Origin of the sequence: Pseudomonas juntendi, assembly GCF_021560075.1 — a bacterium.
Lineage (GTDB): Bacteria > Pseudomonadota > Gammaproteobacteria > Pseudomonadales > Pseudomonadaceae > Aquipseudomonas > Aquipseudomonas juntendi.
Genome location: NZ_CP091088.1, coordinates 1,774,271 through 1,799,844, shown reverse-complemented (window position 1 = coordinate 1,799,844; position 25,574 = coordinate 1,774,271). Strand labels below are relative to the sequence as shown.

Below are 25,574 nucleotides of genomic sequence, written 5' to 3'. Positions count from 1 at the left end.
CCGCGAACCCGACGGCGGCACGCCGGGACGCTATGCGGTTTCGCACTGACTCTTGCCAAACAATTCAATAAATGTTGTATTATCGAACAATGAACGAAGATCAAACTGTCTCTGCCCTGAGTGCTCTGGCTCACACGCAACGACTGCGCGTATTTCGTGCCTTGGTCGTTGCCGGCCCCGAAGGGCAAACCCCCAGCGTCTTGGCCGACCAGCTCGACGTCGCCCGTAACACCTTGTCCTTCCACCTGAAAGAGTTGGCCCACGCGGGTCTAGTCACGATCGAGCAAAAGGGCCGCAACCTGATCTACCGCGCCGACTTCGCCCATATGAACGGGCTACTCAGCTATCTGACCGAGCACTGCTGCCAGGGCAACGTGTGCGAAGTCACCAATCCCCCCCACTGTGACTGCTGATGCCATGACCGACACCACATACAACGCACTGTTCATCTGCACGGGTAACTCCGCACGCTCCATCCTCGCCGAAGGTATCCTCAACGAGTTGGGCAAGGGGCGCTTCCGAGCCTACTCAGCCGGCAGCCAGCCCAAGGGTGAAGTGCATCCGCTGGCACTTGCCACGCTGGAGCGGCTGCATATGCCGACGACCGGCTACCGCAGCAAAAGCTGGGACGAATTCGTGGCGCCAGGGGCACCAGTGTTCGACTTCATCTTCACCGTCTGCGACAACGCCGCCGGCGAGGCATGCCCGTTTTGGCCAGGGAAGCCGGTATCGGCGCACTGGGGCGTGCCCGATCCCGCAGCCATCGAAGGCAGCGAAGAACAACAACTCAAGGCATTCAAGGATGCCGCGCTGACCTTGCGCCGCCGCATCGAGTTGTTTCTGTCGCTGCCACTGCAACGCCTGGACGCGATGTCGCTGCAACGCGAGTTGCGAAACATCGGCCAAGAGTAAAGAGCGTTGCTTCGTTAACAACCAGATTTGAAAGGACACCCCATGCCAAACATCCAGATTTTCGACCCGGCGCTGTGTTGCAGCACCGGCGTATGGGCACCTCTAAAAACCCCCGTCCTACCCTGACCTACCGCCCAAACAGTTAGACAATCCTCCGATGAGCACACCTCCCGACCGCAGCGCCGTCAAGTTCGACCTGTTTGCCGATGCCGCGCGCAAGCGCAAGATCGAAGCGCTGGGCGATCCGCTGCAGCTCATTGCCCGGCACATTGACTTTGACCACCTCACGCAGGTCATCGATGACCTGCTGCCCCGGGGAGACGGACGCAAGGGCGGACGCCCGCCGTACCCCACATCCGTCATGGTGCGCATCCTGGTCTTGAAGTACCTGAACCAACTGAGCGACGAGCAGGTGGAATACCAACTACTCGACCGCATGAGCTACCAGCGCTTTTGCTTGCTGGAGGACAGCGCCACCATCCCCGACCGCAATACCGTCTGGCATTACCAGCAGCGCCTGGGCGCCGATGGTGTGACGGCCTTGTTCCAGGCGGTCGATGGCCAGTTGCTGGGCCACGGGTTCATTGCACGCTGCGGGCAGATCATCGACGCCACCCTGGTGCCCGCGCCCATCCAGCACTTCACCAAGGATGAGAAAGAGCAGTTGGCCCAGGGCAAGACCCCCGAGGACTGGAGCGATGCCAAGCGCCGGCAAAAAGACCTGGACGCCACCCATACCAAGAAACACGGCAAGAGTTACCACGGCTACAAGCTGAGCATCAATGTAGACGTCAAGCACAAGTTCATCCGCAAGATCGCCACCGGCACGGCCAGCGAGCACGACAGCAGGCACTTCGATGAGGTGCTCGACGAGCACAACACCAGCCGGGATGTCTATGCCGACAAGGGCTACCCGAGCGCACGGCGCAGCGAAATGCTCCAGGTGCTGGGCTGGCGGGAGCATATCCAGCGCAAGGCCCAGAAGAGCAAGCCCCTGAGCGCATGCCAGAAGAAGCGCAACACGCGCATTGCCAGGATCCGTGCCCGAGTGGAGCACCCCTTTGCCCAAATGCGCCACATGGGCGGCAAGCTCATTCGCACCATCGGCCAGGTGCGCGCTGCGGTGGCCATGACCATGATGGCGGCCTGCTACAACCTCAAGCGCCTGGCCAGGTTCCTCGAAGATGGGGTGGATGCGTTCTACAAGGGCGGGCCATCAAAGAGCGAGGTGCGCCTGCAGGGGATCAATGCGTGAGAAATGGGGCGGAAAACGCCCTGGAACATGCCATATTTGCTTAAAAAATGGGCAGAACTGAAATGCTCGGTCTGCCTCAGTCGGCACGCTGCTGAAAACGGCGGTTTTTAGAGGTGCCCGTATGTGGCGTTGAAGTAGATCAAAACTTGGTGAATTTCGCTGCCGATGTGGATTGGGCCAAGCAAAACGGCGCCCAGGTCGAACGCTTCAACCTAGCTCAACAACCCCTTGCTTTCGCCGAAAACCCAACCGTGAAGGGCTTTTTGGAACGCTCAGGCCAAGAGTCGCTGCCCTTGATTCTGGTTGATGGAGAGGTGGCCTTGGCCGGCCGCTACCCCAGCCGAAGCGAATTGACCCGCTGGGCTGGCATCGAGTCGCTCGAAGCCTCTTCAGCAAAAGACACTTGTTGCTCTGGTGGCCGCTGCTGCTGAACAAGGAGATTCCATGCACTTTCTGACCCAGCCACCCCGTTTTCTTTTCTTTACCGGCAAGGGGGGCGTCGGCAAGACCTCCATCGCCTGTGCAGCGGCCGTGCAACTGGCAGCCCAGGGCAAGCGCGTGCTGCTCGTCAGCACCGACCCAGCGTCCAACGTGGGGCAGGTTTTCGGTGAGCGCATCGGCAACCGCATCACGGCGATTGCCGCCGTGCCGAACCTGTGGGCACTGGAAATCGACCCGCAGGCGGCCGCACAAGCGTACCGTGACCGCATTGTCGGCCCGGTGCGAGGCGTGTTGCCCGATACGGTCGTGGATGGCATCGAAGAATCCCTGTCGGGTGCCTGCACCACGGAAATTGCCGCCTTCGACGAGTTCACGGCCTTGCTGACCGATACGGCGTTAACGCAGGACTACGAACATGTCATCTTCGACACGGCTCCTACCGGGCACACCATCCGCCTGCTGCAACTGCCGGGCGCATGGAGCGGCTTTCTGGAAGCAGGCAAAGGCGATGCGTCGTGCCTGGGGCCGCTGGCGGGACTGGAAAAGCAGCGCAGCCAATACAAGGCAGCAGTAGAAGCGTTGGCCAACCCCTTACGCACCCGTCTGGTGCTGGTTGCTCGCGCGCAGCGCACCACGCTGCGCGAGGCGGCACGCACCCATGAAGAACTGGCCGCAATTGGCCTGTCGCAGCAACATCTGGTCATCAACGGCGTATTCCCTGCCAGCGAGGCCAAGAACGATACGCTTGCCGCTGCCATCCATGAAAGAGAGCGGGCTACGCTGGCCGCCATTCCGTCGGCACTCCAGGCGTTGCCTCGGGATCAGATCGCGCTCAAGCCGTTCAACCTCGTCGGCCTCGAAGCCCTGCGCCACCTGCTGGTTGATACCGACGCTACGCATAGTGCCGATGCCATCGAACTGCCCGAGCAGATCAATGCGCCGGACTTGTCTGCGCTGGTCGATGAGATCGCCGCTGATGGGCACGGACTGATCATGGTGATGGGCAAAGGCGGCGTGGGCAAGACCACGCTGGCCGCCGCCATCGCGGTGGAATTGGCGGGCCGGGGGCTGCCCGTGCAGCTGACCACCTCTGACCCGGCTGCGCATCTGGCCGATACGCTGGAAGGTTCGCTGCCCAGCCTGGCACTCAGCCGCATCGACCCCCAGGAGGCCACTGCGCGCTACCGCCAGCATGTGATGGACACCAAGGGCGCAGCGCTCGATGCGGAAGGCCGGGCGCTGCTGGAAGAAGATCTGCGTTCACCGTGCACCGAGGAGATCGCGGTGTTCCAGGCGTTCTCCCGCGCCATCCGCGAAGGGGGACGGAAGTTCGTGGTCATGGATACGGCCCCGACCGGCCATACCTTGTTGCTGCTGGATGCCACCGGCGCCTACCACCGCGACATCGTCCGGCAGATGGGCGAGACGGACGTTCACTTCACGACGCCGATGATGCAGTTGCAAGACCCGAAGCAGACCAAGGTACTCATCGTCACCCTGGCCGAAACCACACCCGTGCTGGAAGCGGCCAATCTGCAAGACGACCTGCGCCGCGCGGGCATAGAACCGTGGGCCTGGGTCGTCAACAACAGCGTTGCGGCCGCGCACCCGCATTCTCCGCTGCTGCGCCAGCGCGCACGCAACGAATTGCGGGAAATCGACGCTGTGGCCACGCGGCACGCTCAACGCTATGCCGTAGTGCCTCTTCTGACCGAGGAGCCGGTAGGGGTAGAGCGCCTACGGGCTTTGGCAAACTGGAAAATGTCATGAATCAAGGTAATTCTCAAAGCGGACATTCGCTGCCGAATCCTCCCGCTCGCCTGTCCTTCCTGGATCGCTACCTCACCGTCTGGATTTTCGCTGCAATGGCACTGGGCGTTGCCCTGGGCACGCTGTTCGACGGTTTGCCCGATGCGCTCAATGCACTCTCGGTCGGTACGACCAACGTCCCTATCGCCATCGGTCTGATCCTGATGATGTACCCGCCGCTGGCCAAGGTGCGCTACGAGACGCTGCATGAAGTCTTCGCCGACAGGCGCGTGCTCCTGCTGTCTCTGGTGCAGAACTGGATCATCGGGCCGGTGCTGATGTTCGTGCTGGCGGTGATCTTCCTGCGTGACCAGCCGGAATACATGACCGGCCTGATCCTGATCGGGCTGGCACGCTGCATCGCTATGGTGCTGGTGTGGAACCAGTTAGCGCGTGGCGACAACCAGTACGTCGCGGGGTTGGTCGCCTTCAACTCGATTTTCCAGATCCTGTTCTTCTCGACCTACGCCTGGTTCTTCCTGTCGGTGCTACCGCCTGTATTCGGCTTACAAGGCAGTGTCATCGACGTGGGCTTCTGGACGATCACCGAAGCGGTGCTGATCTACCTGGGCATCCCGTTCCTGGCCGGCTTCCTGACCCGGCGCACACTGATCCGGCGCAAGGGACAGGACTGGTACGAGCACACCTTCCTGCCCCGGATCAGCCCCATCACCCTGGTGGCGCTGCTGTTCACCATCGTGGCGATGTTCAGCCTCAAGGGCGCCGACGTGGTGCGCTTGCCGCTGGACGCGCTGAAGATCGCCGTGCCGCTGACGCTCTACTTCGTGATCCAGTTTCTCATCAGCTTCTTCATGGGCCGGCTGATCCAGGCCGACTATCCGCGCACCACCGCCATCGCTTTCACCGCCGCGGGCAACAACTTCGAGCTGGCCATTGCCGTGGCCATCGCAGCATTCGGCCTGGCCTCACCCGTCGCCTTCACCACTGTGATCGGGCCGCTGGTAGAGGTGCCGGTGCTCATCCTGTTAGTGCATGTTGCCTTGCGGCTGGGCCGCCGGTGGCGGTTCACTGGAGCCAGCATGTATTCCACCAACCCCACGAATCTCTGAATCGAAGCAAGGGTATGAGCCAAATTACCATCTATCACAACCCCGCCTGCGGCACATCGCGCAACACGCTGGGCCTGATCCGCAACAGTGGCGAAGAGCCGACGGTCATCGAATACCTCAAGACGCCGCCTTCACACGCAACGCTGGTCAAGCTGCTGGCCGATGCCGGCTTGAGCGTGCGCGACGTGCTGCGCGAAAAAGGCACGCCCTATGCAGAGTTGGGCCTGGCCGATCCGAAATGGACGGATGACCAGTTGCTCGATTTCATCGGGCAACATCCCATCCTGATGAACCGGCCCATCGTGGTCACACCGCTGGGCACGAAGCTGTGCCGCCCTTCGGAAACCGTGCTGGACATTCTGCCGCAGCCGCAGCGCGGCGCATTCAACAAGGAAGACGGCGAGCCAGTCATCAATGCGGAAGGTCGCCGTGTCTGAAGCGCGCCTTGACCTCCCCAATATCGACGCAGCGCTATTTCAGCCACCGGACGCGGCGCGATTGCTGGCGCCCGAACGTGCAGGCCACGCGCCGCGCTTTCTTCTGCTCTATGGCTCGCTGCGGGAGCGCTCGTACAGCCGTTTCGCCACCGAAGAGGCCGCACGCATCCTGCGTGCGCTCGGTGGCGAGACACGCATGTTCAATCCATCTGGCCTGCCGCTGGTGGACGATGCGCCTAGCGATCACCCGAAGGTGCAGGAGTTGCATGCGCTGACGCAATGGGCCGAAGCGATGGTTTGGTGCTCGCCCGAGCGCCACGGCGCGATGACCGGTCTCATGAAAACCCAGATCGACTGGATTCCGCTGTCGGTCGGCGCGGTGCGCCCGACCCAGGGCAAGACGCTGGCGGTGATGCAGGTATCGGGCGGCTCACAGTCGTTCAACGCGGTCAACCAGATGCGCGTGCTGGGCCGCTGGATGCGCATGCTGACTATCCCCAATCAGTCCTCGGTCGCCAAGGCGTATCAGGAGTTCGACGACGCTGGTCGCATGAAGCCTTCGGCCTACTACGACCGCATCGTGGACGTGATGGAAGAACTGATGAAGTTCACGCTGCTCACGCGCGACGCGGCGCCGTACCTGGTGGATCGCTACAGTGAACGCAGGGAATGTGCCGAGGCATTGAGCATTCGAGTTAAACAGGCTGCGATCTGATTCGTCTCAGAGACTCATGAGTACAGCTCAAGGCGCCGCAAAAGACAAACTACAAGGCAACGCGCCTGGGAGCGGTGTTCATTTCTGGCAAAGAGTAATGTCAAAGCATCATGAGTACGAGAAAAATCACACCAACCCTGTCTCTCAATAACACAGGTTTTGATTGTGTCTCGCGTGCATGGCGAGCACACGAAAAAGAGCTGCGTGCTTTTCTGATTCACCGTGCGGACGACCGGGATATGGCGGAAGACCTACTGCAGGAGGTCTTCCTGAAGTCGATGCGTCAGGGGCTGCGCTTTTGTGAGCTGACCAATCCGCGTGCCTGGTTGTTCGAGGTGGCGCGCAACGCATTGATTGATTCGGTAAGCTTAAACAAACCGTTTGAAGAGCTGCCCGAACATCTGGAGGCCGAGCTGGGAAGCGAGCGCGCGCCCATCGATGAATTAGATATTTGCATTGAGCGCATCTTGTCGGAACTGGCGGCAGAAGATCGTTCCATCATCCAGAGCTGCGATCTTCAGGGAAAAACTGTGCGTTCATACGCTCAAGACTACAGACTCACACTGGCTGCCGCCAAGTCTCGCATCCTCAGGGCCAGAAAGCGACTGCGTGACAGTCTTGTTGAGCGCTGCCAAGTGGGCTTTGATGAGACAGGGCGGGTTTGCTGTCATGTGCCACGCACGCTGAGCTGAATCCTTTTGCGTTCTTGTTCGTCTCCTCAATGAGCGTGTCGCATCGTGCGGCATGGCCAGATAAACATAGAGAGAGCAAGAACATGACTGTCCCGCCTAACGCCCAAGGGGGCTGCTGCAGCCAGCCAAGACCTGTTGCAGCAGCCCCAAGCCCTGATTCAAAATCGTGGAATCGCAGGTATTTTTTCAGCATCGCGGCTCTGGCAGCACTTTGGTGGGCGGCTTATTCCTACATCCTCCCTGCCTCAAACTGGATCGCATTTGATTTGCTTGGGGTTTCTGCTGATTCGCACGCAGGCGCTTCGCTGGAGTTCTTCATTTATGACACAGTGAAGATTCTTTTGCTTTTGACGATGCTGATTTACGTCATCGCCTGGCTTCGCGCTTCCATGAATACAGAGCGGGTGCGAGATTATCTCGTCGGTAAGCGGCGCGGACTTGGCTATCTTTTAGGGGCATCATTCGGCGCAGCAACGCCTTTTTGTTCCTGCTCCAGCATCCCGCTGTTTTTGGGGTTCACCACGGCTCGCATCCCCATTGGCATTACCATGTCGTTTTTGATCACCTCCCCGCTCATTAACGAAATTGCGGTTGTGTTGCTGTGGGGGTTGCTTGGCTGGAAATTCACGCTCATTTATCTGGCAGTTGGCATGGGGGCAGGCATCCTGGGCGGGTTCTTGATGGACAGTCTAAAAGCGGAGCGCTGGTTGCAACCATTTGTGATCGATGCTATGGGAAAATCGCCGAATGCCATGCAGCACACCAACGGCATGGGCAAGGCTGAAAAACTCTCGGTACGACAACGGCATGATTTTGCTTATGCGGAAATGATCTCCATTTTCAAGAAAGTCTGGAAGTGGGTCGTCATTGGCGTCGGTATCGGTGCCGCATTGCATGGTTTTGTGCCTGACAACTGGTTTGCTGACAACCTAGGGAAGGTCTGATCAAAAGCCGAGATTCACGGAAATCATGTATTTGAACCCAGCTTCAAATAGAATGAGTCTCAAATGGCCATCCAAACGGCCATTTATGCCTTGATTTGTGCCTGCAGCACGCCTTTTCGCGTGCTGCAGGCACACCTATCCTGCGGCAAGCAGTTGCTTTCTGGCCATCCACAGGTTGGCCAAGGCAAACAGCGTGACCATTTGCCCATGATTCTTGGCCAAGCCGCGGTAACGAGCCTTGGTGTGACCGAACTGTCGCTTGACTACCCGAAAGGGGTGTTCGACCGCGGCACGTATCGATGCTTTCAGATGCTCGATGCGCTCGGTGATCTCTCGCAACTTGGCATCGGCGATGGCTTTGACCTTGCTGCGCTGCTCGGCGATGTAGAAATGTCGGCCGCGTTTGGGTTTCACGCGCTTGGCGGCACCGCGATAGCCGGAGTCACCGTAGACCGCTTTTTCCCTGCCGTGCAGCAAGTTGGCGATTTCGGTGACATCGCCGACGTTGGCTGCCGTGGTGGTTACGGTGTGCACCAATCCGGTTCGTTCATCGACGCCGATGTGCGCCTTCATGCCGAAGTACCACTGGTTGCCCTTGCGGGTTTGGTGCATGTCCGAGTCGCGCTTGTGATCCTTGTTCTTCGTCGACGGTGCCGCATGAATGATCGTCGCGTCCACGATCGTGCCTTCGGAGAGCTTCATTCCGTGTTCGCCCAGGTACGTCGTGATCACGTCAAACAGCGGCTGTGCCAGCTGATGCTTTTCCAGCAGGTGCCGAAACTTGCAAATGGTGGTCTCGTCGGGTGCGCCTTCGCGCCCCAGGTCGATGCCGACAAATCGGCGCATGGCTTGCGAGTCGTACAGCGCCTCTTCGGCCGCCGGATCCGACAGTGCGTACCACTGCTGCAGCAGGTGAATCCGCAGCATCCGTTCCAACCCAATCGGTTGACGACCGCCGCGTTCGGGCGTCTTCGGATAGTGCGGTTCCACCACCGCGCACAACCGATCCCACGGCACCACCTTGTCCATTTCGGCCAGAAACACATCACGGCGAGTCGCCTTGCGATGGCGTTCGAAGCCGGCGTCCGATTCCGTGGCAAGCGTCATCTGTTTGGGTCGGGTCACAGTGTCGTTCCTGATGGGTTGAAGGTTCGACCGCAGAGCAAAATCAGAGTTTCCCTAGGCACCGGCCAATGGTGGACTGTGCCTTCAGCGGTATTGGTGGGCATACCCTTATATTCCAACGTCACTGGCATTATCCCGATCATGGAGAGCCTGCTTCTGAAAGGCCTGCCTATCGGCACCACACTGGCTTTCTGCATGAGTTCTGTGGCTGCCAGCATTCCTGAATTCATGATGCTGCGTCAGATCATGACCATCAAACTGCAAGCGACCTTTATTCTCTATCTATGGGTGGTCTTCACCCTGGTTGGGTGGCTACTCAATGCGATGTAGCTACTTATATTGTGAATTTCAATACTCAATCAAAACGCCAGTTTTTATCAAAGGAGAAAATCATGGATATCAAAGTGCTCGGCACAGGCTGTGCCAATTGCAAGGCCACCATCGCACTGATCATTCAGGTTACCCAAGACAAAGGCCTGCAAGCCGAAGTAAGCAAGGTTGAGGACCTACGTGAGATCATGTCTTACGGCGTGATGAGCACGCCAGGCGTTGTGATCAATGGGAAAGTCGTGCATGCCGGCGGCGTGCCACCACGCAACATGATTGAGCAGTGGCTGGGCGCATAGGTGTCGCACACCGGCACAAATCCACATCCGACGAATCGAATTTACTGGCCACGGCCTTCTGATCATCATTTTGTTACATCTCGCGGCTGACAGGTTTATACATCGGTCGGGCCGCCACGCGGAGTTATCACGACCATGAATCGCCATACCACGCGGCAGGATCTACCGCGTGCCTAGCTTCTGGCCGAACGCGCCTTCGCCACCCTCGAACGCTTCCTGCATATCGAAGCCGCCAAGCATCGTGCTGTTGATAGCCGCTGGCGTGGCGCTGATCTGGGCCAATTCTCCGATTGCCCCCGGCTATCACGCGCTCTGGCATCTGCCGGTGTCACTTGGCATCGGCAGCCTCACTGTCTCCCAGTCGCTGCACTTCGTGATCAACGACGGCCTGATGACTATCTTCTTCCTAGTCGTGAGCATGGAAATCCGCCGCGAAATCCATGAAGGTGCCTTGAGTAATCTGCGCCAGGCCAGCTTGCCGATCATCGCGTCGCTGGACGGCGTGACACGCTGCAGCGATGAGCGGCGGGAAGATGGCCGCAGATGGAGAAGACGACTCTCGGCCCAACAATTTAGCGAATCGACCGAATCGTTTTCCCAGTTCGGCGCCTCTATAGGACAAGTGGGGCGCCGTAGGGCCTCCATCAATTCCGGGATCAGCGATCCCCAGCCTTGAGGAGCTTGAAACCATGTCTTGTTACATTCGTTCGATGGTCGCTGGGTTTGCCGCCACTGTGGTGCTGTCGCTGCTGTTGCTGATGAAGGTGGCAATGGGATTGATGCCCGAGTTGAATCCCGTCGCCATGCTCACGGACATGGCACACGCAAACATGGGTATGCCGGCCTCCCCGATGGTCGGATGGGTGGCGCACTTCATGATCGGTACCGTCCTGTGGGGCATTCTGTTCAAGCTGCTGTATGGCCTTCTCCCCGGTGGAAATGCGTTTCTCAAAGGCATATCCCTCTCCGTGCTGGCTTGGCTGCTGATGATGATCCTGCCGATGCCGATGGTCGGCGCGGGTCTGTTCGGGATGAAGCTCGGCATGATGGCGCCGGTGATGACCCTGATGATGCACCTCATTTGGGGTGCGGTGCTGGGTTACACCTATGGTCGCCTGCAAGCCAATTCGAGTGCTACCAGGGCTGTTACGCCTTGATGAGCAGCAGCTACCGCAGTGAGGATACGAACATGATGAAGGAAACGGAGGTCACAACCGAAAGCGAGATGGCGCCGGATAACAGTACGCTGTATGTCGGGCTGGGCGGCTATGTGACAGCCACCAGCGTTTTAGCAGGTTTGTCTGCCCGGTTTGCGTGATAGCAGCTCCCGCTTTGCTTGCGACGGGTGTATATCAGAAGATCAGGAATCGAAGCCGCAAGCCCAAAAATGGGAGCGGCATAACGACGGGCGGAATAAAGGCTCACTGATTAACTGATCATTGAGCCGGAACAGGAGATCAGCATGCGTGCCTCTTTTAACGACCGAAACAATTTAATCATGGCGGCACAGACTGGAGACGCGGCCGCCCTTTCCCGTTTGCTGGCGGTGTGCCAAGCTGATGCGCGCCGCTATGCGTACAAGCACTGCCATGCGAGCGACGTTGATGATGCCGTTCAAGAATCGCTACTCATCATTTCTCGCAAGGTCAGCGGGCTAAAAGCGGCGGCGGCCTTTTCATCGTGGCTGTTCACGATCATCAAGCACGAATGCCGCAAGCTCGCGCGAATGATGTTCAAGCACGAGCCACTGCCTGATGAAGTAGCAGAGGAGCTGCTGCTTCATCGCCCCGACGATGAATTGAGAATCGACCTTGCCCATGCTCTGGAGTCGTTGCCTGCCCACTACCTCGAAGTGGTACTTCTGCGCGACTTCGAGGAGTTGACCATTGCCGAGATCGCCGCCAAGTTGGGTGAGCAACCTGGGGCGGTCAAGAGTCGTCTGCACCGCGCTCGTGAACTGGTGCGCGAATACATGCTTGGTTCAGAGCCATCCTCCGGTCACCGCGCCCCGATGAAGTAAAGGGTTTTAGGCTACTCCCGCGTGGGAAGAGTCCGCATTGATAAGCCGCAGAAGCCCAGAGCACATGCGACATGCGTTGCCCTCTGCGTGCGATTCCACTGGCATGGCGGTATGCCTTATCGAATTGGTACTGATCGCCTTCCTCGGGCTATCTAACCACAACCAGCCTTCGCCTGCGCTTGACGGCGAATCTCGCGCTCGCTTGCCAAGCGATGGGGCGACCAGCGATCGAGAACTTTTTTTCGCTGCCCGCGAACCGTTTTGCGTGACGGGCACCTCCTAGTAAATAAGGCTGGCAGTTGCTGGCCTATTACCCGCAGCTCACCCGGCTGCTTCTTTCCTTTCAGGAGATTGCAATGTCAAACCGTATGTTGTCCGCCGCTGTTGCTACGGCGTTTGTCGCCGCCTTCGCTGCTCCCGCTTTTTCTCAGGGCATGAGCCAGGCCGACATGCAGAAGAAGATGCAGGAGAACCAAGCCAAGAGCATGGAGATGATGAAGACCGGCAAGTTCGACAAGTGCTACGGCGTCGCCCTCAAGGGGCAGAACGACTGCTTCGCTGGCGCCGGCACGAGTTGCGCGGGCACCAGCACCACCGACTACCAGGGCAACGCCTGGAAGCTGGTCGCCAAGGGCACCTGCACCACGATCTCGACGCCCAACGGTCACGGCAGCCTCACCGCCAAGTCCTGACGCCAGCGTTCACCTTGGTGGGCGGTGGCCTGTCGCCCCGCCCATCAGCTTGCGATAACGAGGACCAACATGGGCATTCACCAAACCGGGCACGCCGCCGAGCGGGAAATCCCTGCGCGAGCGGGTGTCAGCCTCAAGCCCGATCACTACCACACGATCATCGAATCGTGGCCGGATATGGGCTTCTTTGAAGTCCATGCGGAAAACTACATGGGCGCCGGTGGTCCGCCCCATCGCTACCTGACCGCCATCCGCGAACACTATCCCCTGTCGTTGCACGGCGTGGGCCTGTCCATCGGGGCCGACAGACCGCTCGACCAGGCGCATTTGCAACGCCTAAAGGCGCTGGTCGAGCGGTACGAACCCGGCCTGGTGTCGGAGCACCTTGCATGGTCTTCGCACGGCACCAGCTACCTCGATGATCTGTTGCCGGTGCCCTACACCGACGAGACGCTGAACCGCATCTGCCAGCACATTGACGAGGTGCAAACGGCCCTGAGCCGGCAAATGCTGCTGGAGAACCCCGCGACCTATATCTGGTTCAAGGAGAGCACCTGGCGCGAGACGGATTTCATCCGTGAGATCGCCCGCAGAACCGGATGCGGTCTGCTGCTGGATGTGAACAACGTCCATGTGGCGAGCACGAATCAGCAATGGGACGCGCGCACCTATATCAACGACTTCCCCCTTGACCATGTGCAGCAAGTCCACCTGGCCGGCCACTCCCGCCAGACGGACGAGAAGGGACGCCCCTTGTTGATCGACTCACACGACCAAAGAGTGGATGAGCGGGTGTGGAACCTCTTTAGGCAGGTCATCCAACGCATCGGGTCAGTCCCTACGCTGATCGAGTGGGATTCCAACATTCCCGCATGGCCCGAACTGCAAGCGGAAGCCGTGATGGCCGATGTGCTGATGGGCATGTCCAACGTACAGGAGCGACGTCATGGCACGCTTGGCTGAACGCCTGGAGGAATTTGCCTCGGCGCTGCTCGACCCGGAACGCGCGGTGCCCGAGGGGCTGGTCGGCCCCGACAGCGAGCCGAGCGCACGGCGCTTTGCCGTCTATCGGAACAATGTGTTCGTTGGCCTGACGGACGCGCTGCGCGCGGGCTTTCCCTGCGTCGTCAAGCTGGTGGGCGACGAATACTTCGCGGCGATGGCTCGCGTCTTCGCGGCCGCCATGCCGCCCGGCTCGCCGGTGCTGCTGCACTATGGAGCCGAGTTCCCGGACTTCATCGCGTCCTTTCCCCCGGCGGAATCCTTGCCTTATCTCGCCGACGTGGCCCGCATCGAGCGCGCCGCGACCGAGGCTTACCACGAGCGCGAAGCAGAGCCGTTGGCACCCAGCGCGCTCGCCAGCGTATCGCCAGACCAAGCACCCATGCTGCGGTTTCGGCTTCACCCTTCCGTGCGCCTGGTGCGCTCGCCATTCCCAGCCTTCACGATCTGGCGGATGAACGCCCCCGATGGCACGCCGGCACCCGTTGATCTCTCCGAAGCGCAGGACACGATGGCGCTGCGCCCCGACGCCGAGGTGGATGTGCGCCAGGTGCTCCCCGCGAGTCATGACTTCGTGGTCGCGCTCGGCCAGGGCCTGACGCTATCGCAGGCGATGGAAACAGCCCTCGCCACCGACGGCGGTTTCGACCTGTCGGAGAACTTGCGGGAATTGATCCAGATGGGCGCTTTTGTCGGCTTCGAGTTGGAAGCCAGGGAGAACGATCATGAGTAACTTCCAAGTGCCGAAGGGTTGGCCCGGAATACTTGGCGCGGCGAACTGCGCATTGCACTGGCTAACAAAGATCGCCGGCATGGCGGCGCCGCTGTTCCTTCGCGTAGCACTGGCCTTGCCCTTCTTCAAGTCGGGCCTCACCAAATGGGACGGCTTCCTGTCGCTGGCGCCGACGGCGAGCTTTCTGTTTGAAGAGGAATTCAAGCTGCACATCCTGGGGAAGGTCTATGACCTGCCTGCGCCTGACGTGCTCGCCTTCGCCAGTGGATCGGCCGAGATCATCTTTCCGATCCTGCTGATTTTCGGACTTGGTACGCGCTTGAGTGCCCTGGGCTTGCTCGGCATGACGGCGGTGATCCAACTCATCGTGCCGGACGGGTGGGCGAACTTTCATCTGCCTTGGGCGACGATGGCGATTGCCTTGATCGCCATCGGGCCGGGACAACTATCGCTCGACCATTGGATTCGCGGACTCTTGAAGCGCCAACAGGCTTCGGCCTGACAAGGAGTTCTGCATGCTTGCATTGCGCGCCACATCCCTCGTGATGGCATGTTGTTTTGCTTCGGCGGCGGGAGCCGCCGATGGGCTGATCGCGGTACAAAGCCCTTACAGCGTCAAGGAGACCATCGACCGCTTCGAGACTGCCGCCAAGTCTCGGGGCATCAACGTCTTCTTGCGCCTCGATCACGCGCAGGGTGCCAAGAAGGTCGGCAAGGATTTGCGGCCGACCGAACTTCTGGTGTTCGGCAATCCCCAGGGCGGCACCCCCTTGATGGAATGCGCGCAGACTGCCGGTATCGACCTACCCCTGAAGGCGCTGGCCTGGCAGGACGCGGCCGGGCAAGTCTGGCTGGCCTACAACGATCCGAAGTATCTCGCGTCGCGCCACGGCGCCGACAACTGCGGCCCCGTCGCGGAAAACATGTCGAAGGCGTTGGGTGGCATAACGCAGGAGGCCATCCAGAAATGAACGTACTCGACCGGCTCGGCCTCGCCGTTAAGACGGTGGGAGACGTGTTTTCTCAGCCTGCGCCATACTAGGAACAGCATGTTCAGAGACAAGGTGCCAATGCCCACAGCGACAGCGAATCGGCAGTCGACCACTGGAACAACGAACGGCAGCAGGCCCACGGCGAGCGCCGGTGGCACATGCAGATCGAATAGTCGCAAGATCAGGATGCCCAATCCGGTGAGAAGCGGTGTGAGAACGAGCATCCCCGGCGCTTTGGCCCAGGTGCCGTGCGGTCGCTTGATGACGTCATGGGCCAGAGCGCCCAGTCCGGGAAAAAGAATGTAGTCAACATGCATGGCTACCGCGATCCACGCGATCACGCCCATGTAGAGTGCGGTCAGCGACTCGCCAAAGAATCCCTACGGCGGCGGCGACCACCGGACGCCTAACAATCTCATGTCTTCTACTCACAACATCCTCCGGCAACACCTTCCTGCTTGGATGGACACCTGCTGGTGCCGTAAGAGCAGAACACGCAGCAGTCGCCCGGCTTCGGTTTTAACAATTCATGGCACACCGGGCACTCGTAGAAGAACTGGCACGAATCAACAGGCATGACTTCCGTTTTTTTGAAACCGCATTTCGGGCAAGTAATGGTTGACTCCAAAGTGTGCACTGTATTCATTTCGTCACCGCCGGCAGAGCGTAGGACGCAAAGGCTAGTTCCATAGGGGTGTCGAACAGGTGGTTGGTGTAGTTCGAGAGCGTCTTGATGGCGATAGCGAGCACCACTTGCAACGCCTGCGGCTCGCTGTAGCCTGCGCCGGTGAAGCTCTGCAAACTGGCCTGGGACGGATTGCCCCGCGATTCCACCATTTCTTTGACGAAGTCAGCCAGGGCGCGCAACTTCGGGTCATCAATCGCCGTGCCCTCACGGATCGCCTGGAGCGCCTGCGGCGGCACCTTCGATACCTTCTCGGCGATCATGCTGTGAGCGGCCACGCAGTAGTGGCAGTCGTTGATCCGGCTGATGACCAGCAACACGACTTCTTGCTCGGCCGGCGTGAAGCCCGATTCCTTGCGGAACCAGTCCATCCCGTGCAGGTAGGTCGAGAGTGCACCAGGGGCGTGGGCCATTTCCCCGTATATGCTGGGAATGAACCCCTGCTTATTGCGCGTGTTGCTCAGGAATTCGCGGCCCTTCTCGGGGCGGTTTCTTCGTTAATAAGTGGCAGTGTTAGCTTGGCGTTCATGGGTTGCTCCTAAGTGGAAGTAGTCCGGCTTCCAGGGTGGGTTTGATGATGGCGAAATTGGGCGAAACATCGAAGTCACGCGGAGCGAACAGGCTGTGGTGCCGCACATGGAGGATTTCCGCTACGCAGCCGGGGCACTGAGGTTCCGCGGATGGCGCGGCGTCAATGGGCGGAAGCACGGGATAGCGGATCGTTTCAAAGGCTTGGGCGATCAGCGTCGAGCAGATGGCACGGGTCGGGTCGCCGCTGCCCAGGGCGAGCATGCGGCGGCGCCAGCGCACGGGCACGGGCGGCGTGGGCAGCAGGTATCGGGCCAAGTCAATCACGTTCTTCAAGTCGTACTGATGGCCCAGCCGGGCCACCGCCGAGCCGATCAGGGTGTCGATCTCGGCAGCGGTCAAGCCCACTGGCCGACAGACCCGGGTGTGCAAATCGGCGAACTCGGCCACGCTGACCAGGCGCACTCCTTCGCGTAGATCGGCTTCGAGAAAGCAGCGAGGCCGCCCTTCGGCGTCGAGTGGCCTGCCGGCCGAGCCGACAAACAGCGCCGCGTGTGACCACGTGGATTGCGTCAGGTACTTGATGGCGACGCTGAACCGGCTCTGCCCTTCGACCAGCAGCACGTCGCCTGGCCGCAGACAGGCCATGAGAAGGCATGGATCGGTCGGCGGCGCTACGCTATGCACGTGGTGGGGCCGGCTGAGGTAGCGGCTCAGTCCTTCCCCACAGCGGCGCGCGATGCTGTCCAAGACGCTTCCCACGGCGTCACCCGGTCGAAACGAAAGTTAACTTCGGCCGGGGCATCGCTCAGAACCTCGTCGTCAGTTGCGTGAGCCAGGCCGGTGAATGTTCGACAAGCCATGCTTCCATCGGCTTGTCGGCACCCGTCAGGATCAGAATGGCCAGGGCAACCATGATCGCGCCCAACAGGACTTTCCCCGCCTTGCCGGCCTGCAGGAGCTTGGATCGCGTGCGGCCGATGGCGCTACGCGACACATAGGCCAGTACTACCAGAGGCAATGCTGCCCCAACGCCGAATACCGCCATCATCGAGCCCGCTTGTGCCAGGTTCGTGCCTTGGCTAGCGAGGACGATGGCCGCGCCGAGCGTCGGCCCCACGCAGGGACTCCAAACCAGTCCGAGCACCAGGCCCACCACGAACTGCCCCGTCAGACCGTCCAGTTGGACACGCGCAAGCAAGTTGTTCCCAGCATTGCCGATGCCTGCCGTCAGCGACGCAAACCGCTGCTGGAGAGCGCTGGACATGAGCACCACTCCTAACATTCCCAGGACGACCGCGCCCACGCCCCGGAAGATCGTTGTATCGATGCCGAGCGAGGCACCTGCCCAGGCCAGCGCCGTGCCGACAATGGCATAGGACAACGCAAGGCCGCCCGCCAGGGCCAGCGGTGCGTGCCGGTGGGCGTTGACTGCCGAGCCAATCAGGACCGGCACGATGGGCAGGACGCAGGGCGATAGCGTGGAGAGCACCCCGGCGAGCAAGCCGAGGCCGTAAGAACCAAGTCCGAGAGTCATCAGCGCGTGGTCTTCTGAATCAGGCTCTCGATGCCGGCCTCGGTGGTATCACCCACGGAGCGGGCCACTTCCTGGGCGCCCTTGAAGCCCACCAGCGTGCTTTGCATGCTGACCTTGAAGGCCCGGACGATGCTCTTTTCGCTGTCAAAGTCTACGGTCAGCACGGTCACGTCCTTATAGGCGGGCTGCTTCATCAGCTTTTCCAAGATCGGCTTCTGCGCCTTGCAAGTCGGGCACCACGTCGCGCTCACGTCCACCACCACGGGCTGATCGGCTTGTGTCAGCCGGTCGAACTCGGTCTGACTGAATGGTTTGATCTCGCCGGCGCTGGCGATGCTGGCGAGCGCGGAGAGTGCGAGAAAGGCGGCGGTCATGCGGAATTTCATAGGCGTAGTCCTTGAAGAAGGGGGAGAACCGCCCAAGGCGACGGCGCGCAGGGGCGAACTTGGCCGCGAAGAACGGTGGCTGTTCATTTAGAGGCTGGGAGTCGTTAAAGCGGTTCGCAACCGAACGGAAATATCTGCACGGCGGCGCTACTCCACCCGTCCGCGTTTTCACGAAGCCCGACTTTTTGAGCCTGCCGCGAACCGTTTTGGCGGCCGCGCCCCTCTTATTGGCGGGAAGGGGCAGAACGCTCGTCTAGGGCGGGCAACCTCGCCATCCCCCAGTTATTCCCATCGCACCGTTCTCTGGTGACAGGAGCGCATCATGTATTGCAGCACTTCCGTGACAGCGCAGTTGGTTCGCGGTGTTTTGGCCGTGGCATCTATGGCAGGTGGCATCGTGCTAACCCCTCACTTCTGGCCGGCAATGGGGCTGTTCGGCTTGGCCATCTACTTCATGCGGGGTTGTCCAGCCTGCTGGCTTGTGGGGTTGATGGAGGCGATTCGGGTTCGCAACAAGCGCAAACGGCAGCATGGACGGCCATGTTTCTTGCCCGGGGAACGAGTTCGATGAGCATCACTTCACGCTCGCTGATCTTCTAGCTACAACCCTGTAAAATGGCAGTTGGGTGTTAGTTGCATGTCGCAGCGGGACAGGTTCATGCGTCGGTCGGGCCGCCACGCGGAGTTTTGACGACCATGAATCGCCACACCACGCGGCAGGATCTACCGCGCGCCCAACTTCTGGCCGAGCGCGCTTTCGCCACCCTCGAACGTTTCCTGCACATAGAAGCCGCTAGCGGCATCGTGCTCTTGATAGCCGCCGCCGTGGCACTGATCTGGGCCAATTCTCCGTTTGCGCCCGGCTATCACGCGCTCTGGCATCTGCCGGTGTCACTTGGCATCGGCAGCCTCACTGTCTCCCAGTCGCTGCACTTCGTGATCAACGACGGCCTGATGACCATTTTCTTCCTGGTCGTGGGCATGGAAATCCGCCGCGAAATCCATGAAGGCGCCTTGAGCAATCTGCGCCAGGCCAGCCTGCCTATCATGGCGGCGCTGGGCGGCGTGGCCGTGCCCGCGCTGATCTATGTGGCCTTGAATACCGACCCATCTCGCTTGCAGGGTTGGGCCGTGCCCACGGCCACCGACATCGCCTTCGCCGTGGGCGTGCTCGCCCTGCTGGGCCGGAGCATTCCGGGCAACGTGCGCGTCTTTCTACTGGCGCTGGCGATCATCGACGACATCATCGCGCTGTTCTATTCGGGCGGCCTGGACCTGTCGGGATTTCTCGTCGCCGCGATGGGCATCCTCGTGGTGCTGGGATTTCAGCGCATGGGCGTCGGCTCGGCCTTCGCCTACGTGCTGCCTGGCGCCATCGTCTGGACCGGCCTGTTGATGACCGGGGCGCATCCAACATTGGCAGGTGTCGTTCTCGGTATGCTCACGCCGGTGCTTTCGCGGCCCACGCGTGAACACCCGCTGGACATGGTGGCGTACGCGGCGCAGAAGCTGCGCAACCACGATGACGCCAACGATACGCACCACCTTGCCATGCCGCTCAAGCAATTGCGGCTGGCCCAGCGCGAGCTGCTGCCCCCTGTGGTGCGCGTACAAACGGCGCTGCACCCTTGGGTGGCGTTTGGAATTATGCCGCTGTTCGCGCTAGCCAACGCAGGTGTGAGCATGGACGGCATTGACCTGTCCGCCGCAGGCCCGCAGTGGGTGATGGCCGGCGTCGGCCTGGCACTGCTGCTGGGCAAGCCGTTGGGCGTGGTCGGCGTGAGCTGGCTGATGGTCCGCTTGGGCTGGTGCCGGCTACCACCCGGCGTGTCGTGGGGCGGTATCGTCCTCATTGGCCTGCTTGCGGGCGTGGGCTTCACGATGTCGATCTTCATTGCCATGCTCGCGTTCGACAATGAAACCCTGCTGGGCGCGGCCAAGTTGGGCGTGCTGGCAGGGTCGTTGCTGGCAGCCTTGCTGGGGTTGGCTTGGGGCGCGATGTATCGGCGCACCACAAAAGCCGCGTGATGATCGTGCACGGCACGAAGCAAGGATGGAAGCCAAGCCCGTTTTTGCCTTCATCAGGCGAAATGCTTTAAAATCACCGACTTTGCATTCATCCGCAGTCAATTGGAGTTTTTGCCGGTGTAAGTCTCATTCTCGCTGCGAGCCAGCTTCTCTCCCATTTCTTTCTTGCTCGCACGAGGCTGCGCGTCCGTTTGACTGCGTCTTGCCGCCCCCTTTTTTGCGTAGGGGTGGCTTTCTATTCCGGGTTCGGAAAGACGCTTTCGCGCCTGTGTCCGTTCCAGCCCGTGGCTGAGTCTTCTCTCGGAATAGAACAATGATCAAATCCTTTCGCCAGGACTGGCTGTCCAACGTCCGCAACGATCTGCTTGCAGGCATCGTCGTCGCGCTGGCATTGATTCCCGAAGCCATCGCTTTTTCCATCATCGCGGGCGTCGATCCCAAGGTCGGCCTCTACGCCTCCTTCAGCATCGCCACGATCATCGCCTTTGCCGGCGGGCGGCCCGGCATGATCTCAGCCGCCACGGGCGCCATGGCTCTGCTCATGGTCACTCTGGTCAAGGAGCACGGCCTGCAATACTTGCTGGCCGCCACCGTGCTGACCGGCGTGCTCCAGATCGTCGCGGGCTGGCTCAAGCTCGGTGCGCTGATGCGCTTCGTCTCGCGCTCGGTCATCACCGGCTTCGTCAATGCGCTGGCCATCCTGATTTTCATGGCCCAGTTGCCCGAACTGACCAATGTGACATGGCATGTCTATGCCATGACGGCGGCGGGCTTGGGCATCATCTACCTGTTTCCCTACATCACCAAGGCCGTGCCGTCCCCATTGGTAGCCATCGTGGTGCTGACCGCCGTGGCGATCTTCCTTGGCCTAGACATCCGCACCGTGGGCGACATGGGCCAGTTGCCTGACAGCCTGCCGGTGTTCCTGCTGCCCGATGTGCCGCTGAACCTGGAGACGCTCAAGATCATTTTCCCGGTGTCGGCCACCCTGGCAGTGGTGGGCCTGCTGGAATCCATGATGACGGCCTCCATCGTCGATGACCTGACCGATACGAACAGCAACAAGAACCGCGAATGCGTGGGCCAGGGCGTGGCGAACATCGCGACTGGCTTTCTCGGCGGCATGGCAGGCTGCGCCATGATCGGCCAGTCGGTCATCAACGTGAAATCGGGCGGCCGGGGTCGGTTGTCCACGCTCGCCGCCGGTGTGTTCCTGCTGCTGATGGTGGTGTTCATCGGCGACTGGGTGGCACGCATCCCGATGGCCGCGCTGGTCGCGGTGATGATCATGGTGTCCATCGGCACCTTCAACTGGGCCTCGATCCGAAATCTGCGAGAGCACCCCAAGAGTTCCAGTGTGGTGATGCTGGCCACTGTCGCCATGACGGTGGGCACCCACGACCTGGCTAAGGGCGTGCTGGTCGGCGTGCTGCTGTCTGGCTTCTTCTTCGCCCACAAGGTGGGGCGGATCTTCCATGCGTCCTCGCGCACGGAGGACGAAGGCCGCATGCGCACCTACACCATCACCGGCCAGGTGTTCTTCGCGTCGGCCGAGCGTTTCGTCAACACCTTCGATTACAAAGAGGTCATCGACAAGGTATGCATCGACGTCAGCCGTGCCCACTTCTGGGACATCACTGCCGTCAGTGCGCTGGACAAGGTGGTCATCAAGTTCCGGCGCGAAGGTACTGAAGTGGAGGTGATCGGCCTGAACGAGGCCAGCGCCACGATGGTGGACAAGTTTGCTGTCCACGACAAGGACGGCGCTGCCGACATGCTTGCGGGCCATTGAAAGGAGAACGAATCATGAAGAACGAGAACAAGGTGCTGGCCTGCGTCGATCAATCCAGGTATGCGGACTATGTGGCTGACTGCGCGGCATGGGCGGCACACCGTATGAATGCGCCCCTGGAGTTTTTGCATGTCATCGACAGCCACCCAGAGCGAGGAATGGGCGATGACCGCAGCGGTGCGATCGGTATCGACGCCCAGGAAAGTCTGCTGGCCAAACTGTCAGCAGAGGATGAAACCCGCGCCAAGAGCGCACGGGAACAAGGCCGCTTGTTCCTAAATCGGCTGCGTGAGCGGGCGATGGCCATCGGGGCCACCGATGTCGATGTGCGCCAGCGTCACGGCGATTTGGAAGAAACTGTCGTAGAGCAGGCGAAGGGCGTACGACTACTGGTACTGGGCCGGCGCGGCGCCGACGCGGCCACATCGCAGCGTAGTGAATTGGGGCACCATGTGGAGCACATGGTTCGCGCGCTGAATCGGCCTATCCTGACCGTGACCGAAGATTTCAAGGCACCCCAGCGAGTGATGATCGCTTTTGACGGCGGTGTCGTCACGCGGCGCGGAGTTGAAATGGTGGCGGGCAGTCCATTGTTTCGCGGCTTGCCCATTCTGTTGCTGATGTCAGGCACGCAACGCAAAGATGCATCCAAGTCACTGGAGTGGGCCAGGGGCGCCTTGGAGGTGGCGGGCTTCGAGGTGACGTCTTCTATGACGCCAGGTGAGGCGCAGGAAGTCATTGTTCGGACAATACAAGAGCAGGCCATTGATATGTTGATCATGGGGGCATTCGGGCATTCGCCACTGCGCAGTTTGGTGGTTGGCAGCAAGACAACCGAGCTTTTGAAAGCCTCAACAATTCCCACCTTATTGCTGAGATAGCACGGAACGCCAAATACGATGAATGCTGTGAGTGTGAAAGGCATTAAATCAACCCGCCGTTCCACCATTGGCTTAAAGCCAGCAATTACATAGTGAACGTCGGATGACCACGAGCCATTAGCGGATGTTGGAGTGTGAGTGTTTGACGGGTCGCGGTTGCGACGTTCATTCCAACTGCTGAAATGTTCTTTGGGCTCAAGCAGGATAGGGGAGGATTTTCACTTCTTTCGCCGCGCATTCCGAATGCGATGCGCCATGGAACCTGAATAGGATTGAGGAGAACTGCTCATGGAATTGCGGCACCTTCGCTGTTTTGTTGCATTAGCCGAAGAATTGCACTTCACACGCGCTGCAGAGCGATTACACATTGAACAGCCACCACTGTCCCGCACCATTAAGGAACTTGAAGACGAACTGGGAACATTGCTTTTTGATCGTGATCGGCGAGGAACGCGTCTGACTCCAGCGGGCACTGTGTTCTTGCAGGATGTTCGAAGGCTTTTCACTGTTCTGGATCAGGCCAGAGAAAACGTCAAAGCTGTCGCGGCGGGCCTCAATGGTAGTCTGCGGATTGCTATATCAGACGGCACCGTAGACCAGCGCCTGTCTGCGTTCCTCGCGGACTGCCGAGAGGAAGAGCCAGAGATTGAAATACGGCTTTCTGAGGTTCCATTGGCTGAACAGATACGCGGACTGCGGTCTGGCGATTTCACTATTGGATTTGCACATACAGCTGATGTCGAGAATGATATTGTTGCCGAACCCATCTGGCGAGACCCCTTGGTAATTGCTGTTCCGGCCAGGCACGAGTTGCTTGCCCACAAGGAGGTTCCACTTCAGGAGATCGGGGATCACCCCCTGGTCTTGTGTGACCCTCGGGTGTGTGAAGGTTACTGCCGCGAGCTATCAAGGTTGCTGCGACCACTGGAGAGAGAACCAAATATTGTCGGACACGCATCCTCGTTGGACATGATGCTCACACTGGTCGGGGCTGGATACGGTCTCGGCTTCACCACAGCCGCCAGACTTGCGGTCAGCCGGCGCGCCGATGTCGTTGCTCGTCCTTTGGCCGTAGATTCGGCCGTGATTACCACCTACCTACTCCGGCCTCGAAGAGACACGCCGAGCCCTCCGTTGGAGCGCTTCATTGCTCGCCTGCGCTCGCAGGTGGACGGATAGAAGCCCTTTCCGATGGGGCGTCAGCCTGCATCGGCATGCAGATTGCGTTCCGTTGCAGTCATCAGTTCGGTGCCGCTCATTTTGAGCGCTGCGGCAACTTTCAAGATTACGGCCAGCGAGGGCAAGTGTTCCCCTCGCTCGATCTTGCCCATATGTGAACGCTCAATCCCGGCCCGCGCGGCCAACTCCTCCTGCGCAATACCCTGATCCACACGAAACGTACGCACGGCCTTGCCGAAAGCCAGGGCTGGCTCGGCCTCAAATCTGGTTGTACCCGGAGGACGCCCTCGTTGAACAGTACGCTTCTGCATTAACAGAAGCGTCGATCAGGCACAAAAATTTAACCACGTTAAATTTAACTCATTAGTATCATGTCGCGTTGTCTTCGCAATCGACACTCTCCGTGGGGACTTTCATGCACGATGCCACCAGTCCGCCCCCCCGTCTCAGACTTGCCGTAGCACCGGGCGTACCGTCATCACACCTTTCGGCGCTTCTCGCGCGACAGCGCGCGGAAGAGCCAGACGTCACCCTCTCGTTCTTCGAGGTTGCAGGGGACGTCCTGCTTGATGGGCTTCTTGAAGGCCGCTACGACGTCGGAATGTCGCTTCAGGGGGATCGCGACCCGGCTCTCAAAACGCAGCTCTTGTGGACGGAGACTATGGCCGTCGCCATGCCGCCTCGGTCCCGCTTGGTCGACAAGGCGAAGCTCACCATCGCCGATCTCCAGGACTATCCCGTCTATCGCTGGCAGGCAGAGGCCTGTCCGCTTCTGAATGAGAGGCTGGCCTCCCTCATGCCAGCAGACCAGAAGAGCATCCGGCGGGTGGTTTCTTTCGAGATGCTGGCGCTATGGGTTGCAGCGGGCTACGGCATCGGGGTATCTGCGCGATCGCGCATCGAGCGTGCCCATGGATGGGGAATCACCATGCGACCGCTCGCCGACGGCCCCTATGAAATCGTGACCTATCTGCAGCGGCCCCACGCGCAAGCCGAACCCGTTGCGGAGCGGTTCGAGCGCAGAGCGATGCAAGTCACCGGGACTGGCGCCACGTAGTGGCGCCCCTATGGCCGAGGTCATGGCCCCGGCTAT

At 60.1% G+C, this 25,574-nt stretch carries 32 protein-coding genes and 1 pseudogene; 26 read left to right on the top strand and 7 right to left on the bottom strand.

The window, feature by feature from the left end; genetic code table 11:
* The first annotated feature begins 89 nt into the window (after positions 1 to 89).
* The 10 genes from L1P09_RS08295 (at position 90) to L1P09_RS08250 (ending at position 8,275) form a co-directional block, all read left to right on the top strand.
* Positions 90 to 413, top strand: coding sequence for an ArsR/SmtB family transcription factor (locus tag L1P09_RS08295; protein ID WP_023912031.1), 324 nt, complete (start codon positions 90 to 92; stop codon positions 411 to 413).
* A gap of 4 nt (positions 414 to 417) precedes the next feature.
* Entirely contained in the window at positions 418 to 912 is a 495-nt protein-coding gene (locus L1P09_RS08290) for an arsenate reductase ArsC (RefSeq protein WP_022580391.1), read from the top strand.
* 157 nt (positions 913 to 1,069) lie between these two features.
* Complete coding sequence (locus L1P09_RS08285; RefSeq protein WP_022580390.1) at positions 1,070 to 2,167, top strand: IS5-like element ISPa100 family transposase; 1,098 nt, start codon at positions 1,070 to 1,072, stop codon at positions 2,165 to 2,167.
* Between the two features lie 113 nt (positions 2,168 to 2,280).
* Entirely contained in the window at positions 2,281 to 2,598 is a 318-nt protein-coding gene (gene arsD, locus L1P09_RS08280) for an arsenite efflux transporter metallochaperone ArsD (RefSeq protein ID WP_050597112.1), read from the top strand.
* Positions 2,599 to 2,611: 13 nt separating this feature from the next.
* Positions 2,612 to 4,378 (top strand): arsenical pump-driving ATPase, encoded by a 1,767-nt coding sequence (gene arsA / locus L1P09_RS08275; RefSeq protein WP_023912030.1) that lies wholly within the window; start codon positions 2,612 to 2,614, stop codon positions 4,376 to 4,378.
* On the top strand, positions 4,375 to 5,487 hold the full coding sequence (gene arsB, locus L1P09_RS08270) for an ACR3 family arsenite efflux transporter (protein ID WP_023912029.1): 1,113 nt from the start codon (positions 4,375 to 4,377) through the stop codon (positions 5,485 to 5,487). Before arsA ends, arsB begins: the two co-directional genes overlap by 4 nt.
* A gap of 14 nt (positions 5,488 to 5,501) precedes the next feature.
* Positions 5,502 to 5,924, top strand: coding sequence for an arsenate reductase (glutaredoxin) (gene arsC, locus L1P09_RS08265; protein WP_022580387.1), 423 nt, complete (start codon positions 5,502 to 5,504; stop codon positions 5,922 to 5,924).
* Entirely contained in the window at positions 5,902 to 6,639 is a 738-nt protein-coding gene (arsH, locus tag L1P09_RS08260) for an arsenical resistance protein ArsH (protein ID WP_023912028.1), read from the top strand. Before arsC ends, arsH begins: the two co-directional genes overlap by 23 nt.
* A gap of 110 nt (positions 6,640 to 6,749) precedes the next feature.
* On the top strand, positions 6,750 to 7,331 hold the full coding sequence (locus tag L1P09_RS08255; protein ID WP_023912027.1) for a sigma-70 family RNA polymerase sigma factor: 582 nt from the start codon (positions 6,750 to 6,752) through the stop codon (positions 7,329 to 7,331).
* 83 nt (positions 7,332 to 7,414) lie between these two features.
* A complete protein-coding gene (locus L1P09_RS08250; protein ID WP_023912026.1) occupies positions 7,415 to 8,275 on the top strand; it encodes a permease in 861 nt (286 codons plus the stop codon).
* 135 nt (positions 8,276 to 8,410) lie between these two features.
* On the opposite strand, the gene L1P09_RS08245 is transcribed toward L1P09_RS08250, so the two are convergent.
* Complete coding sequence (locus L1P09_RS08245; protein ID WP_024007913.1) at positions 8,411 to 9,382, bottom strand: IS5 family transposase; 972 nt, start codon at positions 9,380 to 9,382, stop codon at positions 8,411 to 8,413.
* On the opposite strand from L1P09_RS08245, the gene L1P09_RS08240 reads away from it, so the two are divergent.
* From L1P09_RS08240 to L1P09_RS08195, 11 genes and pseudogenes are all read left to right on the top strand, one after another.
* Positions 9,341 to 9,730 (top strand): permease, encoded by a 390-nt coding sequence (locus L1P09_RS08240; RefSeq protein ID WP_071557724.1) that lies wholly within the window; start codon positions 9,341 to 9,343, stop codon positions 9,728 to 9,730. The two genes, L1P09_RS08245 and L1P09_RS08240, sit on opposite strands and share 42 nt — an antisense overlap.
* 62 nt (positions 9,731 to 9,792) lie before the next feature.
* Entirely contained in the window at positions 9,793 to 10,026 is a 234-nt protein-coding gene (locus L1P09_RS08235; protein WP_022580381.1) for a thioredoxin family protein, read from the top strand.
* 180 nt (positions 10,027 to 10,206) lie between these two features.
* Positions 10,207 to 10,531, top strand: a pseudogene (locus L1P09_RS08230) (Na+/H+ antiporter NhaA); the annotation flags it as partial.
* A 184-nt stretch (positions 10,532 to 10,715) separates the two neighbouring features.
* Positions 10,716 to 11,183: a DUF6789 family protein gene (locus tag L1P09_RS08225; protein WP_022580379.1), complete on the top strand. Its 468-nt coding sequence runs from the start codon at positions 10,716 to 10,718 to the stop codon at positions 11,181 to 11,183.
* A gap of 32 nt (positions 11,184 to 11,215) precedes the next feature.
* Positions 11,216 to 11,344 (top strand): hypothetical protein, encoded by a 129-nt coding sequence (locus L1P09_RS26155; RefSeq protein ID WP_022580378.1) that lies wholly within the window; start codon positions 11,216 to 11,218, stop codon positions 11,342 to 11,344.
* Positions 11,345 to 11,488: 144 nt separating this feature from the next.
* Positions 11,489 to 12,046, top strand: coding sequence for an RNA polymerase sigma factor (locus tag L1P09_RS08220; protein ID WP_022580377.1), 558 nt, complete (start codon positions 11,489 to 11,491; stop codon positions 12,044 to 12,046).
* A gap of 461 nt (positions 12,047 to 12,507) precedes the next feature.
* On the top strand, positions 12,508 to 12,738 hold the full coding sequence (locus L1P09_RS08215; protein ID WP_223865769.1) for a BufA1 family periplasmic bufferin-type metallophore: 231 nt from the start codon (positions 12,508 to 12,510) through the stop codon (positions 12,736 to 12,738).
* Between the two features lie 69 nt (positions 12,739 to 12,807).
* Positions 12,808 to 13,701, top strand: coding sequence for an MNIO family bufferin maturase (gene bufB / locus L1P09_RS08210; RefSeq protein ID WP_022580375.1), 894 nt, complete (start codon positions 12,808 to 12,810; stop codon positions 13,699 to 13,701).
* Complete coding sequence (locus tag L1P09_RS08205) at positions 13,685 to 14,473, top strand: HvfC/BufC N-terminal domain-containing protein (protein WP_023912023.1); 789 nt, start codon at positions 13,685 to 13,687, stop codon at positions 14,471 to 14,473. Before bufB ends, L1P09_RS08205 begins: the two co-directional genes overlap by 17 nt.
* Complete coding sequence (locus L1P09_RS08200; RefSeq protein WP_022580372.1) at positions 14,466 to 14,975, top strand: DoxX family protein; 510 nt, start codon at positions 14,466 to 14,468, stop codon at positions 14,973 to 14,975. Before L1P09_RS08205 ends, L1P09_RS08200 begins: the two co-directional genes overlap by 8 nt.
* A gap of 13 nt (positions 14,976 to 14,988) precedes the next feature.
* Positions 14,989 to 15,444, top strand: coding sequence for a DUF302 domain-containing protein (locus L1P09_RS08195; RefSeq protein ID WP_022580371.1), 456 nt, complete (start codon positions 14,989 to 14,991; stop codon positions 15,442 to 15,444).
* A gap of 445 nt (positions 15,445 to 15,889) precedes the next feature.
* On the opposite strand, the gene L1P09_RS08190 is transcribed toward L1P09_RS08195, so the two are convergent.
* The 5 genes from L1P09_RS08190 to L1P09_RS08170 all read right to left on the bottom strand — a co-directional run bounded on the left by L1P09_RS08190 (position 15,890) and on the right by L1P09_RS08170 (position 18,601).
* Positions 15,890 to 16,111 (bottom strand): GDCCVxC domain-containing (seleno)protein, encoded by a 222-nt coding sequence (locus L1P09_RS08190; protein ID WP_071557723.1) that lies wholly within the window; start codon positions 16,109 to 16,111, stop codon positions 15,890 to 15,892.
* Complete coding sequence (locus L1P09_RS08185; protein ID WP_022580370.1) at positions 16,108 to 16,563, bottom strand: carboxymuconolactone decarboxylase family protein; 456 nt, start codon at positions 16,561 to 16,563, stop codon at positions 16,108 to 16,110. Before L1P09_RS08185 ends, L1P09_RS08190 begins: the two co-directional genes overlap by 4 nt.
* A gap of 112 nt (positions 16,564 to 16,675) precedes the next feature.
* A complete protein-coding gene (locus L1P09_RS08180; RefSeq protein WP_022580369.1) occupies positions 16,676 to 17,326 on the bottom strand; it encodes a YiiX/YebB-like N1pC/P60 family cysteine hydrolase in 651 nt (216 codons plus the stop codon).
* Positions 17,327 to 17,486: 160 nt separating this feature from the next.
* A complete protein-coding gene (locus L1P09_RS08175) occupies positions 17,487 to 18,215 on the bottom strand; it encodes a cytochrome c biogenesis CcdA family protein (protein ID WP_023912021.1) in 729 nt (242 codons plus the stop codon).
* The gene (locus L1P09_RS08170; protein WP_022580559.1) at positions 18,215 to 18,601 is read right to left on the bottom strand and encodes a thioredoxin family protein; all 387 of its coding nucleotides are present in this window, start codon (positions 18,599 to 18,601) and stop codon (positions 18,215 to 18,217) included. Before L1P09_RS08170 ends, L1P09_RS08175 begins: the two co-directional genes overlap by 1 nt.
* 696 nt (positions 18,602 to 19,297) lie before the next feature.
* Between L1P09_RS08170 and nhaA the strand changes: the two genes are divergently transcribed.
* From nhaA to L1P09_RS08150, 4 genes are all read left to right on the top strand, one after another.
* Positions 19,298 to 20,629, top strand: a complete 1,332-nt coding sequence (gene nhaA, locus L1P09_RS08165) for a Na+/H+ antiporter NhaA (RefSeq protein WP_022580560.1) — start codon at positions 19,298 to 19,300, stop codon at positions 20,627 to 20,629.
* A gap of 313 nt (positions 20,630 to 20,942) precedes the next feature.
* Entirely contained in the window at positions 20,943 to 22,421 is a 1,479-nt protein-coding gene (locus L1P09_RS08160; protein ID WP_022580561.1) for a SulP family inorganic anion transporter, read from the top strand.
* 14 nt (positions 22,422 to 22,435) lie between these two features.
* On the top strand, positions 22,436 to 23,302 hold the full coding sequence (locus L1P09_RS08155) for a universal stress protein (RefSeq protein ID WP_022580562.1): 867 nt from the start codon (positions 22,436 to 22,438) through the stop codon (positions 23,300 to 23,302).
* Between the two features lie 288 nt (positions 23,303 to 23,590).
* Positions 23,591 to 24,481 (top strand): LysR family transcriptional regulator, encoded by an 891-nt coding sequence (locus L1P09_RS08150; RefSeq protein WP_022580563.1) that lies wholly within the window; start codon positions 23,591 to 23,593, stop codon positions 24,479 to 24,481.
* 20 nt (positions 24,482 to 24,501) lie between these two features.
* Here the strand turns inward: L1P09_RS08150 and L1P09_RS08145 are convergent, their stop codons facing one another.
* The gene (locus L1P09_RS08145; RefSeq protein ID WP_023912020.1) at positions 24,502 to 24,792 is read right to left on the bottom strand and encodes a helix-turn-helix domain-containing protein; all 291 of its coding nucleotides are present in this window, start codon (positions 24,790 to 24,792) and stop codon (positions 24,502 to 24,504) included.
* A gap of 104 nt (positions 24,793 to 24,896) precedes the next feature.
* Here L1P09_RS08145 and L1P09_RS08140 point away from each other — a divergent pair, with 104 nt between their 5' ends.
* Entirely contained in the window at positions 24,897 to 25,538 is a 642-nt protein-coding gene (locus tag L1P09_RS08140; RefSeq protein ID WP_024008255.1) for a substrate-binding domain-containing protein, read from the top strand.
* Positions 25,539 to 25,574 lie beyond the last annotated feature (36 nt).

Bases quoted from the DNA above. Each gene is read 5' to 3' on its own strand.
- L1P09_RS08155 (WP_022580562.1), top strand. From the start codon at position 22,436: ATGAAGAACGAGAACAAGGTGCTGGCCTGCGTCGATCAATCCAGGTAT.
- L1P09_RS08160 (WP_022580561.1), top strand. From the start codon at position 20,943: ATGATCAAATCCTTTCGCCAGGACTGGCTGTCCAACGTCCGCAACGAT.
- L1P09_RS08235 (WP_022580381.1), top strand. From the start codon at position 9,793: ATGGATATCAAAGTGCTCGGCACAGGCTGTGCCAATTGCAAGGCCACC.
- L1P09_RS08190 (WP_071557723.1), bottom strand. From the start codon at position 16,111: ATGAATACAGTGCACACTTTGGAGTCAACCATTACTTGCCCGAAATGC.
- L1P09_RS08250 (WP_023912026.1), top strand. From the start codon at position 7,415: ATGACTGTCCCGCCTAACGCCCAAGGGGGCTGCTGCAGCCAGCCAAGA.
- L1P09_RS08175 (WP_023912021.1), bottom strand. From the start codon at position 18,215: ATGACTCTCGGACTTGGTTCTTACGGCCTCGGCTTGCTCGCCGGGGTG.
- L1P09_RS08170 (WP_022580559.1), bottom strand. From the start codon at position 18,601: ATGAAATTCCGCATGACCGCCGCCTTTCTCGCACTCTCCGCGCTCGCC.
- L1P09_RS08205 (WP_023912023.1), top strand. From the start codon at position 13,685: ATGGCACGCTTGGCTGAACGCCTGGAGGAATTTGCCTCGGCGCTGCTC.
- arsC (WP_022580387.1), top strand. From the start codon at position 5,502: ATGAGCCAAATTACCATCTATCACAACCCCGCCTGCGGCACATCGCGC.
- bufB (WP_022580375.1), top strand. From the start codon at position 12,808: ATGGGCATTCACCAAACCGGGCACGCCGCCGAGCGGGAAATCCCTGCG.
- L1P09_RS08200 (WP_022580372.1), top strand. From the start codon at position 14,466: ATGAGTAACTTCCAAGTGCCGAAGGGTTGGCCCGGAATACTTGGCGCG.
- L1P09_RS08245 (WP_024007913.1), bottom strand. From the start codon at position 9,382: ATGACGCTTGCCACGGAATCGGACGCCGGCTTCGAACGCCATCGCAAG.
- L1P09_RS08240 (WP_071557724.1), top strand. From the start codon at position 9,341: ATGGCGTTCGAAGCCGGCGTCCGATTCCGTGGCAAGCGTCATCTGTTT.
- arsA (WP_023912030.1), top strand. From the start codon at position 2,612: ATGCACTTTCTGACCCAGCCACCCCGTTTTCTTTTCTTTACCGGCAAG.
- L1P09_RS26155 (WP_022580378.1), top strand. From the start codon at position 11,216: ATGATGAAGGAAACGGAGGTCACAACCGAAAGCGAGATGGCGCCGGAT.
- arsH (WP_023912028.1), top strand. From the start codon at position 5,902: ATGCGGAAGGTCGCCGTGTCTGAAGCGCGCCTTGACCTCCCCAATATC.
- L1P09_RS08180 (WP_022580369.1), bottom strand. From the start codon at position 17,326: ATGGCCTGTCTGCGGCCAGGCGACGTGCTGCTGGTCGAAGGGCAGAGC.
- L1P09_RS08285 (WP_022580390.1), top strand. From the start codon at position 1,070: ATGAGCACACCTCCCGACCGCAGCGCCGTCAAGTTCGACCTGTTTGCC.
- L1P09_RS08150 (WP_022580563.1), top strand. From the start codon at position 23,591: ATGGAATTGCGGCACCTTCGCTGTTTTGTTGCATTAGCCGAAGAATTG.
- L1P09_RS08185 (WP_022580370.1), bottom strand. From the start codon at position 16,563: ATGGCCCACGCCCCTGGTGCACTCTCGACCTACCTGCACGGGATGGAC.
- L1P09_RS08140 (WP_024008255.1), top strand. From the start codon at position 24,897: ATGCACGATGCCACCAGTCCGCCCCCCCGTCTCAGACTTGCCGTAGCA.
- L1P09_RS08215 (WP_223865769.1), top strand. From the start codon at position 12,508: ATGCAGGAGAACCAAGCCAAGAGCATGGAGATGATGAAGACCGGCAAG.
- L1P09_RS08255 (WP_023912027.1), top strand. From the start codon at position 6,750: ATGAGTACGAGAAAAATCACACCAACCCTGTCTCTCAATAACACAGGT.
- arsB (WP_023912029.1), top strand. From the start codon at position 4,375: ATGAATCAAGGTAATTCTCAAAGCGGACATTCGCTGCCGAATCCTCCC.
- L1P09_RS08225 (WP_022580379.1), top strand. From the start codon at position 10,716: ATGTCTTGTTACATTCGTTCGATGGTCGCTGGGTTTGCCGCCACTGTG.
- L1P09_RS08145 (WP_023912020.1), bottom strand. From the start codon at position 24,792: ATGCAGAAGCGTACTGTTCAACGAGGGCGTCCTCCGGGTACAACCAGA.
- L1P09_RS08220 (WP_022580377.1), top strand. From the start codon at position 11,489: ATGCGTGCCTCTTTTAACGACCGAAACAATTTAATCATGGCGGCACAG.
- L1P09_RS08295 (WP_023912031.1), top strand. From the start codon at position 90: ATGAACGAAGATCAAACTGTCTCTGCCCTGAGTGCTCTGGCTCACACG.
- L1P09_RS08290 (WP_022580391.1), top strand. From the start codon at position 418: ATGACCGACACCACATACAACGCACTGTTCATCTGCACGGGTAACTCC.
- L1P09_RS08195 (WP_022580371.1), top strand. From the start codon at position 14,989: ATGCTTGCATTGCGCGCCACATCCCTCGTGATGGCATGTTGTTTTGCT.
- nhaA (WP_022580560.1), top strand. From the start codon at position 19,298: ATGAATCGCCACACCACGCGGCAGGATCTACCGCGCGCCCAACTTCTG.